Below are 9,782 nucleotides of genomic sequence, written 5' to 3'. Positions count from 1 at the left end.
GGTACAAAAGATTGCGCCAGGAAGTAAGAGACGATCATGCTGAAACCAATGGCCAGCGCAAGCGGCAGGAACAGGGATCCCGGTATGCCGCCCATAGTAAATGCCGGTGCAAACACCCCCAGGATACAGAACAGGATCAGCAGCTTGGGAAAGGCAATTTCCTTACAGGCATGCCAGATGGCCAGGGCCTTGCGTTTGCCAACGTCAAAGTGCTGATGTAGATTCTCAATGCTTACCGTACTTTCATCCACCAGGATCCCAATGGCCAGCGCCTGGCCGCTCAGCGTCATGATGTTAATGGTTTGCCCGAACAAGCTCAGGAACAGCACGCCCGATATAATGGAAGTGGGAATTGTTAAGATTACGATCAGCGCTCCGCGCGGGTCGCCCAGGAACAACAGCACCATTAAACCGGTTAGCACAGCGCCTATGGCGCCCTCGCTCAGCAAACTTTTAACGGAGTTTATTACGTATACGGACTGGTCAAACTCATAGCTCAGCTTCACATCATCCGGTAGCTGTGATTGTATTTTAGGCAGCGCCTTTTTCAGGTTCTGCACTACTTCCCAGGTAGAGGCATCAGCCGCTTTTGCAATATCCAGGTACACAGAGCGGCGGCCGTTAATAAGGGCATAGCTGGTGGTCACGTCTGCACCATCTTCTACCGTAGCCACATCGCGCAGGTAAAGGTTTTGCACGCCGCTCTTAAAGAGGGGAATATTTTCAAAGTCTTTTACCTGTTTAATGGTTGTATTGGCAGGGGTAATGTAGTTCTTATCGCCAATGCGCACATTGCCGGAAGGCGCTGTTTGGTTATTGAGGCGCAGCGCTTCCACCAGCTGGTCCGGCGTCATGTTATGGGAGCGTAACAGTTCGGGATCAGCTTTAATGACCACGGTGCGCATGTTACCGCCGAAAGGCGTAGAGCCTACCAGGCCGGGAATAGAGGTAAAGGAAGAACGTACATATACGTTAGCCAGATCCAGCAGCTCGTTATTACTGCGTTTGTCGCTGCTTAACACCAGCTGTCCTATTGGTAAGGTAGAAGCGTCAAAACGTATAATGAACGGCGGGTTGGAGCCCGGCGGGAAAATGGCCTGGATACGGTTGGAAAATGCGCTCACTTCTGCTGCAGCCTGCGCCATGTTGGTACCGGGATAAAAGTTGATCTTGATCAGTGTTAACCCCTGTATATTTTTGGTTTCAATACTTTTTACCCCATTCACATATAACAGGATGTTGATGTACTGCTTACCAAAGAATGATTCCATTTGCGTGGAAGTATAACCACCAAATGGGTGTGAGAGGTAGATCACCGGCATATCCAGCTTTGGGAAGATGTCGATCTTGATCGTTGTGACGGCTTTAATACCAAAGAAGAATAACCCGGCCACCAATACCAGGATGGTAATTGGCTTACGAAGTGCAAAACGAATGAGATTCATAATACTGTTGTGTGAATGATCAATACCAATTTCTTAAACCACTGCCTATCAAAGCTGCCCTTCAAACAGGTTAAAATCACCGCTGGCAGAAGCTTTCAGCAACAACGCCTGCCACACATTGCTGTAGGCAATATCGCGGTCGGTTTCTGCGCGTATTAACGTATAGAGCGCCTGTGTAACATCTACCAGGTTGGTGAGACCATTTTTATATAATACTGATTTCTGCAAAAACGCATCTGAAGCGGCTTTCACCTGTATGGGCGCTTCGCTGTAATTATCCAGCGCATTGCTGATCTTAGTATCAGACAGCTTTAGCTGCGCGCGGATCTGCTGATCCGCCAGCTCATATTCCGCCTCCAACCCTTTGCTGACCAGCTTTTGCGATTTCACCTGCTGGGATATACGTAAAGGCTGCGTTATGTTCCAGGTAACACCTATACCAAAAAGGTAGTTGGTGCGGGTAGGTTTTACCCCGTCCCAGTACGACTGCTTATAAGCATCCAGGTTAGTGGCGTTATAGGAAGGATCAAAGCCGGAGCCGCGTGTTTGCAGCACGCCTACCAAAGAAAATACCGGGTAGTTGAATGTATGGTAATACTTTGCCTGCTCATCGCTTACGGCTATACGGCTTTTAAACCATTGCAGAGTGGGATGGTTTTCAACAGTGGCAGAATCAGCCAGTACAGCCGGTACGCGGGCTACGAAAAAGGTATCCAGGTTAAAGTCCTGCGCCGGTACGCCCATCAGCTGCGCCAGCTGGTTGGATTGTGTTTGCTGAAAGTCCAGCGCGCGGGTAAGCGCAATTTTTGCATTGGAAACTTCTGCATTGGCCTGTGATGAATCCACCCCGGGATTCAAACCATTCTTTACACGGGTTACCACCACGCGGCGGAAAGTATCTGCCCGGTTCAGGTTCTTCTGGTAAGACAGCGTAAGCTTCTGCGCTGCCAATAAATTCAGGTAAGCGGCTGCTACCCTAATTTCCTGTTGAAAAATTTCCTGCTGCCAGTCTTTGGTATCCCTGGTAGCAACCGCTTGCACTGTTTTGATCTTTTCTTTGGCGCGGCCAAAAGCAAAAAAATCCCAGTTAATATTGGTAAGGTATAATCCGCCGAAAGCGGCATTCCAGTTCTGATCAGGTAAAGGCTGGCCTGCAGAGGCTACCGCCAGGCCGCCAAAGCCATACAGCGGGCCATTTTGACCGTTAACGGTACCGTAATCCTGCTGTGCAGATACATTCAGGTTAGGCAGGTAATCGCGCTTTGCCTGTACCACACTTGCCTGTGAAGACGCTGCATAACTGGATTTAGCTTTGATCGTTCCATAATTATTGAGAGCCGTTTGGATCGCATTTTTCAGGGTAAGGGTTTGTTGTGCGCTTAACAGAGAGATGTTGGCAACAATAAAAAATGAAAGGATCAGTAAAAATTTTTTCTCAAACATGAACGGACGGTTTTGCAATGTATTTACGAAAGCTATAAATCCATATGCAAAATGACTACATCTTTTTGAAGTAATTTTGAAGTAAGAATGTTTTTTAAGAAAATGACCAGGAAAATTTTCGGGCTGTAATCCTTTAGGGACAAGGCTTTCGCAAAGCATGCCATCCGGCGCGCCACTATTGAATTAGATAGTAAGGTGGAATTTATACAAGGGCCGGCGCTAAGTTATCTTGCCGGTTCAGCTTCATTTCTTCCCGGGTTCTGGGTTGAAAATCGACCTGTAATATATGTTGCTGGTTCCTGTATTGATAAGATACACCAAAGCCGCTTACCTCGCAGATCTGTTTTACAATGGATAAGCCCAGGCCCACACTCTCACTGCACTGGTTACTTTTCTTAAAGCGCTGAAACAGCTCCTCTGTGGGCATTACAGGCGGCAGGCCGGTATTCTTTACCGTTAATTGCTTCTGCGTGAGGATCAGCTCAATGCTGCCATCCTGCACATTATGGCGAATGGCATTGCCCAGCAGGTTGTTCATCAGCATATCTGCCATTACCGGGTGTATCTTCAGCAGAATGCCTTTATCGATCTCTGTTCTTACAGAAATATTCTTCATCTCAATGCGGTCCTCATAGGCTGCCAGCACCTCTTTGGCTATTTTGCAGAATTTGATCTGCTCTGAAACCGTGTACTCATTATTTTCCAGCTTGGCCAGCAAGGTAAGGGAGCGGTTGATCTTAGAGAGCTTTTCAATAGCGTTCTGCATATCGCCCAGCAGTAAAGCCTGTTCTTCTTCAATAGCGGTTTCACTTAACAGCTCTACCTTATTGCGCAGGATGGCCAGGGGCGTTTGCAGCTCATGGGAGGCGTTCTCACTGAATTCCTTGATAGCGCAATATTCATCCACTGCTTTATCCGTCATTTTCTGTAAAAAGGAATTAAGTTCTTTGAACTCCCGGGTATTGCTGCGGGAGAATTGTACCCGGTTCTTTACATTAAAACCCTGGATGGTTTTCATGGTCGTGCGCAGGGAATGCAGGATGCGCTGGGATACCAGGCGGATGGTAATAGCTACGCAAAGTATAATAAGCAGCAGCTTCCAGAAAACAGTATCCAGTATAACGCTGTAGATCTGTTTGGCGCTGGGAATATAATTGTAGGAAGAAATGCGGTAGGGCTGGCCCTTAATATCAAAATAGGAATGCACTGTTAGCAGGCTTAACATGCCTTTGCTATCCTCTTCAAGATTGTCTGTTTTTTGCACCTGTACCCGGTTTTGCGGTAAGGCAGCGGCCAGCTTCACCACTTCCAGGTTAGTGCCTTTCAGGGCGATGGCGTTCATCGCTTCTCCCCTGCTTAAACGGTCGGCCATGCGAACGTTCAGCTCTTTCAGGTGAGTGATCTCCGCCTTATTGATGTTCTTTTCCAGGTTGTAATAACAGATATATGCTGTAATGGGTGTTATAAAGATCATAACACCTATAAACCACAGGGAAAATTTGTCCACTAACTTCATCCGAAGGTATTTTTATGCACTGGTGGCATGAAACTTATATCCCAATCCATACACGGTAGCTATATAATCCGCTCCATTGGCCGCACTGATCTTCTTACGCAGGTTCTTAATATGCTGATAAACAAAGTCAAAATTAGCCAAATTATCTGTATAATCCCCCCAGAGGTGGGCGGCTATTGATTGGCGGGACAATACCCGGTTCTTATTCACCACCAGGTATAACAACAGCTCAAATTCCTTCCGGGTAATGTCCAGCACAATATCGTTCACCGTAGCTTCCAGCGTATCGGTATTTAAAGTGATCTCGTTAAAGGATACCATGTTGCTGCCGGCCAGCCTGTTACGGCGGTAAATGGCCCGCAGGCGGGCGTGCAGCTCCGGCAGGTGAAAGGGTTTGGTAATGTAATCGTCCGCACCGCCTTCCAGGCCGCTTATTTTATCATCCAGGGCGTCTTTGGCAGAAAGGATCAGCACGCTGCTCTGAATCTGTTCTTTTTTAATGAACTTTAACAGCTCCAGCCCATTGCCATCCGGCAGCATAATGTCCAGCAGAATACAGTCATAGGTAAACAGCGCCAGCTTTTCCCTGGCTTCTTCGAAACCATAGGCCAGCTCACAGATGTACCCTTCCCTCGAAAGAAAATCCCGAATGCTTACGGCTATTTCCCGGCTGTCTTCTACTGCTAGTACTTTCATACGGTAGCGAAGGTAGGATGGAATTTTGAACCAATTTTGAAGTTTGTGGAAAGCTTAAAGCGCAAAGCAGAAAGCTGATTCGAGCGGAAAGGATAAAGCAGAAAGCATAAAGCTTGGAATGCCCCGGATGGTTGACCCTATCCGCTGCATTAGGCTTTCTGCTTTCTGCTTTCCGCTTTATGCTACCGCACCACCAGCACTGGCGCAGTACTTGCCCAACTCCCCACATCAATCCTGTAAATAACCGCATCTCCCGCCGGTACCGTTACCGTCAGGTTGCCGCTAACGGAGCTGAAAGCGCCGGTAAACAGCTGTTTTACGGCAGCATAGGTGCCGCCCCCGTTAAGGCCTATCCGCCCCATATTTACCGTGTACGTTTTGGCGCTGGCGCCATAGTTAATAATAGCCAGGTACTGGTAAGCTCCAATGGTGGCGGTAAACAGCTCGTTAGGCTGGTTGCCGGTATTGCCTTCTACCGGGCGAAAAGCTTTGCCGTTGCCGTTTTTGGCAATATCCAGCAGGCCGGCATTTTGCAGCAGGGATTGGGCAGTGGTGGTCCAGACGCCGGTGGCGGAATAATCATCGCCGGTAATAAGCGTGCCAGTTACCAGCCCGGAGGCAAGCCGGGCGCGGTTTTCGCCAATGGGTTCCGTGCCAAATACAATATGGTCAGCGTCTATGTACTTGTACAAATTCTTTTGCCACCAGCCATAGGTGGTGCTGTTAAGGGTATAACCCGTTTCGCTGATATCCTTATAGGCATCGCAGGCAATGCGGCGCATGTGCACATAACGGCCCGTGGCAAGGTTAGGGCTAATGGCTGCATAGGTGAGCATAGTGCCTGCCAGCTGGTCCACTACATACTCCATGCCTTTGCGGAAAGCCTCCATACCGGTATGCACATTGCTATCATAATAGCTGTCGGCCTCCAGGCTGGCATGGCCCAGGAAATCCAGCTTGATCATCTGGAAACCACAGGCTTTGAACTTACCTACCAGGTAAGCAATACGGCCGCGGGTGGCCGGGTGCGTAGGGTCCATGGCGCGGGCGCCGTCCAGGTCCACGGGTGATCCGTTCACTTTTGTCCAGCAGTCCTGGTATTGATAAGAAGTGCCTTCTACCGTGCCGGTGGCATTCTTACCCCAGTCTACAAAAGGCGCCCAGTAAATGCCGGGTTTAAATCCTTTGCTTTTGCAGTAATTGGCAAAGCTGGTCAGCTGGCTGAAATCGCCCGTCCATCCGCCGGATGCCAGGTTATCCCAATAAGAATCCAGGTCTATGTACAGCGTATTGTCGCTGTTGCGGAAACCTGTGCAGCTATTGGCAAAAAAGTCCACTACTGCATTGGCTTTAGCCAAAGTAAGGCTGGATTGTATAACACCCCAGCTGTTCCACCCAAAGGGAGTACCGCCGGTGAAGCTGCTGATGTAACGCGGCTCTGCCAGCAGGTTAGCGCTGCCATAGGTTTCAAAAGCCGTGCGCCAGTCGCTTTCATAATCTACCAGTATCTTAGGTGATTTACAGGTAGTGCCGCCCACATTTACCCAGCCATGCCCCCGCCCATCGTGCGTAAGGGTACCATCTGTATAACCACCGTAAGCAGAAAGGGCGGATAAAGTATTATTTCCATTAGCCGTTACCGTTACCCCGGTTTTCCAGTGTATATGTTCCACGGAGCCTATTACTAAACCATTGCGGCTGGTATTATCGTACAGGGCCGCCACTTCCGACCCTATGAAATTGGCGGCGCTGAAGGTTTGCGCATCATACCGGATCCAGGCATCATTATCAAAGGGTACCTTTAATGCCCGCATATCCCCGGAGCCCGGCACCCAGGCGGTGCTGGTGGTTAAGGGCGACATACGGTAACAATTTGCCCCTGTGCCATTCAGCAGCACCTCTGTAAAAAAATAGTTTTTACCTGCATAGGTATAAAACACCTGCTGCATGGGTATTAAGCCGCCGCCGCTGAGTGTAATGGTATGTTTGGTGCCGCTGCCAAAAGCATCGCTTACAGGCGTAGCGGCATATACACGGCTGGTATAACCCGTATGGCTATAGTAAATGTTGTTGGAATTGCAGCTGGCATAGGCATCGGTAATTACCAGGTTATTGTTGAAATATACATTATACTTACCGGTACCCAGGTTGTAATAAATATAGTTACCTGCGCCAAAAGTAATGGTGGTGGCGGGCTGCAGGGTTATCTTATCGATATTGGGGCCCCAGCCCCCGCTGCCGTTATCCAGCCGGATGGTGTTGCTGCCTGCATTTAAGGATACATTCATGCTGGTGCTGCCAACGGTTGTCCACCCACCGGAAGCTGCGCAGTTAATGCCGGTATAGTTACCATTGTTGGGTGTAACATAAATTACCCGCGGGTCTGCCGTGCAATAATAAATGGTAAGGTTGTACATGCCGGCGCTGCTAACATTCACCGGCACTACTACGGTACCATTGGAAGGGCCGCCTAAGTTGCCAACTATGGTGCTGCCGGAACAGCCGCTGCAGCTTTGCGTATTGGCGCCGCCTGTAAGGGAGCCGCTTTCCGCTTCAACGGTTTGTGCTGTTGCAGAAAAAGTAAAGAACAGGCTAATGATACTACTGAAAAATGTGACGTGGAGGGTTTTCATACGTGGAAACTTTTAGTGGCATTAAGGGAATTAAAAATATTGGGTTCGGATAAATGTAAAAATAGCATATCCTGTTTTTATGATGGATTATCCGTTGATTTTAAAAAAAGCGGCCCCGCCACGGGACATTTAAAAAAATGAACCAACTTGCCCAAACCGCTGTTAATATTAGTAGCAGCAAACAGCTGCGTTGTAATAGATATCTAACCTATAAAACTTGCACATGGGGCTGGCCAGGAACTCTTCTGACCGGCCCCTTTCTTTTTATCTAGCTCTATTGATTTGTGTCGTAAAATCCCCTATAGATTGTCGTATTTATACCATTAATAATCCATTGGAGGATGTATATTTGCACAATGCAACGAAAAATCATCGCCATGAAAATTGCCAGAACCACCAGCAACACTGCAAGGTAATGCACCACTTCTCCTGTTAGCACAACACAAGCCGGTGTTTACCTCAAGCCTGGGGCTATTTATGCCCACGGGGTAACTATCTTTTCCCTGATCCGTTTAATTATTGTTTTTAAAAATTTCTGTATGTCGCAACAAACCGTGTCTACCAATAGGGTATCCTATATTTTTTCATTTATAAAACAGGCCATTAAGGGCGAGGAGATGGACTATACCACCGGCAGCCTGCGTAAAGCAGTGTTCCTGCTGGCCATTCCCATGATCCTGGAAATGTGCATGGAGTCTGTATTTGCTGTGGTGGACCTCTACTTTGTCGGCCATCTGCCGGATAGCAGCCATGCCATACAAACCGTGGGTCTTACGGAATCTGTAATTACCATTGTATACTCCCTGGCCATTGGTATTAGTATGGCAGCTACCGCGCTGGTAGCGCGCCGCGTGGGTGAAAAGAACCCCGATGCAGCTGCCTATGCCGGTGTGCAGGCCCTGTGGCTGGCCATTTTTGTAACCGCCGCAGTAAGCGTAACCGGGATGATCTTTGCCGCGGATATTTTGCGCCTCATGGGTGCAGAACCTACTACCGTGGCAAAAGGTACAGCCTATACCCGCCTTATGATGGGTGGCAGCCTGGTGATCATGCTGCTGTTCCTGATCAACGGTATTTTCCGCGGGGCAGGTAATGCCGCCATGGCCATGAAAAGCCTGTGGCTGGCCAACATCTGTAACATTATCCTGTGTCCCATTTTCATTAACGGGCTGGGACCTATACCGGCCTTTGGCCTTACGGGTGCTGCAATGGCCACCACCATTGGCCGTGGCATTGGCGTGGTGTACCAGCTGTATCATTTATTCAACGGCAAAAGCCAGGTGAAAATTAAAAACCATCACCTGAAGATCGATTGGACTGTAATTAAATCGGTGATCAAAATTGCGTCCCCGGGTACTTTCCAGTTTATTATCGGCTCCTGCAGCTGGATCTTCCTGGCCAGGCTGGTGGCTGAAACCGGGGGCGATCATGGCTCTGCCGGTTACCAGACCGCCATCCGTTTGCTGATCTTCTTTATTATGCCCGCCTGGGGGCTTAGTAATGCCGCTGCTACGCTTATCGGACAAAACCTGGGCGCGGGCCAGCCTGACCGGGCAGAGGAATCAGTACTGAAAACCGCCAAATACAATTTTATATTCATGGCCGTTGTAACCGTACTATTCCTGACCAGCGCAAAGTTCTTTATTTCCATGTTCACGCAGGATCCGCAGATCCAGGAAATTGCAGCCAATGCGCTGCGCATTATGAGCCTGGGATATGTTTTCTATGGCGTGGGTATGGTAATGATCAATGCCTTTAATGGCGCCGGTGATACCTGGACCCCTACCTGGATCAACTTCATTGGTTTCTGGCTGTTCCAGATCCCGCTGGCTTACACCCTGGCCAAAGCCCTGAACATGGGTCCCCTGGGCGTATTCATTGCTATCCCCGTGGCGGAAACCGCCATTTCTATTACTTCGTTTATCTTATTTAAACGGGGCAAGTGGAAGCAGGTGAAGATCTAATTAATAATGAATAATTAATAAAAATGCAGCGATATTATTGTAGTATCGCTGCATTTCTTTTATTACGGTCTGATAGCTGGATTAC

6 protein-coding genes are annotated in these 9,782 nt (G+C 48.6%); 1 reads left to right on the top strand and 5 read right to left on the bottom strand.

The features are described 5' to 3' along the window. From KVT36_RS29880 to KVT36_RS29860, 5 genes are all read right to left on the bottom strand, one after another. The coding region (locus KVT36_RS29880) for an efflux RND transporter permease subunit (RefSeq protein WP_217607094.1) at window positions 1–1,445 on the bottom strand (1,445 nt) is incomplete at its 3' end. 48 nt (window positions 1,446–1,493) lie between these two features. Next, window positions 1,494–2,888, bottom strand: coding sequence for a TolC family protein (locus tag KVT36_RS29875; RefSeq protein ID WP_217607093.1), 1,395 nt, complete (start codon window positions 2,886–2,888; stop codon window positions 1,494–1,496). 202 nt (window positions 2,889–3,090) lie between these two features. Then, window positions 3,091–4,404, bottom strand: coding sequence for a HAMP domain-containing sensor histidine kinase (locus tag KVT36_RS29870; protein ID WP_217607092.1), 1,314 nt, complete (start codon window positions 4,402–4,404; stop codon window positions 3,091–3,093). A 12-nt stretch (window positions 4,405–4,416) separates the two neighbouring features. Continuing rightward, window positions 4,417–5,100 carry a response regulator transcription factor gene (locus KVT36_RS29865; protein WP_217607091.1) on the bottom strand — a complete coding sequence of 228 codons (684 nt, stop codon included), beginning with the start codon at window positions 5,098–5,100 and terminating at the stop codon, window positions 4,417–4,419. A 182-nt stretch (window positions 5,101–5,282) separates the two neighbouring features. After that, window positions 5,283–7,733 carry a CBM35 domain-containing protein gene (locus tag KVT36_RS29860; RefSeq protein WP_217607090.1) on the bottom strand — a complete coding sequence of 817 codons (2,451 nt, stop codon included), beginning with the start codon at window positions 7,731–7,733 and terminating at the stop codon, window positions 5,283–5,285. Between the two features lie 539 nt (window positions 7,734–8,272). Between KVT36_RS29860 and KVT36_RS29855 the strand changes: the two genes are divergently transcribed. Then, window positions 8,273–9,697 carry an MATE family efflux transporter gene (locus KVT36_RS29855; RefSeq protein WP_089918619.1) on the top strand — a complete coding sequence of 475 codons (1,425 nt, stop codon included), beginning with the start codon at window positions 8,273–8,275 and terminating at the stop codon, window positions 9,695–9,697. The last annotated feature ends 85 nt before the right edge of the window (window positions 9,698–9,782 follow it).

The organism is Chitinophaga sp. GbtcB8, assembly GCF_019091455.1.
In the GTDB taxonomy this organism is placed as follows: Bacteria; Bacteroidota; Bacteroidia; order Chitinophagales; family Chitinophagaceae; genus Chitinophaga.
Note: the sequence above shows the minus strand (reverse complement) of the source record. Positions and strands in the feature narration are given on the sequence as shown.

Excerpts from the sequence above, each read along its gene's own strand:
- KVT36_RS29860 (WP_217607090.1), bottom strand. The coding sequence starts at position 7,733 with ATGAAAACCCTCCACGTCACATTTTTCAGTAGTATCATTAGCCTGTTC.
- KVT36_RS29870 (WP_217607092.1), bottom strand. The coding sequence starts at position 4,404 with ATGAAGTTAGTGGACAAATTTTCCCTGTGGTTTATAGGTGTTATGATC.
- KVT36_RS29855 (WP_089918619.1), top strand. The coding sequence starts at position 8,273 with ATGTCGCAACAAACCGTGTCTACCAATAGGGTATCCTATATTTTTTCA.
- KVT36_RS29865 (WP_217607091.1), bottom strand. The coding sequence starts at position 5,100 with ATGAAAGTACTAGCAGTAGAAGACAGCCGGGAAATAGCCGTAAGCATT.
- KVT36_RS29875 (WP_217607093.1), bottom strand. The coding sequence starts at position 2,888 with ATGTTTGAGAAAAAATTTTTACTGATCCTTTCATTTTTTATTGTTGCC.